General features: G+C 73.6%; 1 protein-coding gene. It reads right to left on the bottom strand.

Annotated features, from left to right (window positions below; genetic code table 11):
• Positions 1-1067 (bottom strand): thiamine pyrophosphate-dependent enzyme (locus tag ACYVE9_RS27985; protein ID WP_461030684.1); only part of this gene is annotated, 1067 nt, incomplete at both ends.

The following is a 1067-nucleotide window of genomic DNA, read 5'->3' as shown; positions in this document are numbered from 1 at the left end:
GGCACGTCCCACCATGCCTGCGCGCCGGGCGCGGTCGCGGCGGGGTCGGTCTCGACGTAGACGCAGGTGGGGCGGTCCGAGGCGCGGGCCGCTGCGAGTGCCTGCCGCAGTTCGGCCACCGTGCCGGCCCGCAGCACGTCCATGCCGAGCGAGGCCACGTTGGCGGCGAGGTCCACCGGCAGCGGTTCGCCGGTGTAGGTGCCGTCGGCGGCGCGGTAGCGGTAGGCGGTGCCGAACCGTTCGGCGCCGGTCTCCTCGGCGAGGTTGCCGATGGAGGCGTAGCCGTGGTTCTGCAACAGCACCAGGTTGACGTTGATCCCCTCCTGGACGGCGGTGACGATCTCGGTGGGCATCATCAGGTACGTGCCGTCCCCGACGAGCGACCACACCGGGGTGTGCGGCGCGGCCAGCCGTACGCCGATGCCCGCGGGGATCTCGTAGCCCATGCAGGAGTAGCCGTACTCCAGGTGGTACTGCCGGGGCGAGCGGGCGCGCCAGAGTTTGTGCAGGTCGCCGGGGAGCGAGCCGGCGGCGTTGATGACCACGTCGTCGTCGCCGACCACGGCGTCCAGCGCGCCGAGCACCTGCGTCTGGGTGGGCCGGCAGGAGTCGTCCCCGGCCGTGTACGCGGCGTCCACGGCCTGCTCCCAGCGTTCCTTCGCCGCGCGGTAGCCGGCCACCTGGCCGGCGGGCAGCCGGTGGCCGGCGAGTGCCGCGGTGAGCGCCTCCAGTCCGGCACGGGCGTCGGCGACCAGCGGCAGCGCACTCATCTTGTGGGCGTCGAAGGCGGTGATGTTGAGGTTGACGAAGCGCACGCCGGGGGTCGTGAAGAGGGTGCCGGAGGCAGTAGTGAAGTCGGAGTAGCGGGTGCCGACGCCGATGACCAGGTCGGCTTCGCGGGCCAGCTCGTCGGCGGTGGCGGTGCCGGTGTGGCCGATGCCGCCGACGTCGGCCGGGTGGTCGTGGCGCAGCGAGCCCTTGCCGGCCTGGGTGGAGGCGACGGGGATGCCGGTGGCGTCGGCGAGTGCGCGCAGTGCGTCCTCGGCCTCGCTGTGGTGCACGCCGCC

It is taken from the genome of Streptomyces sparsus (genome assembly GCF_054776295.1).
The sequence above is the reverse complement of the archived record's forward strand: the minus strand, read 5'-3'. Positions and strand labels throughout refer to the sequence as shown.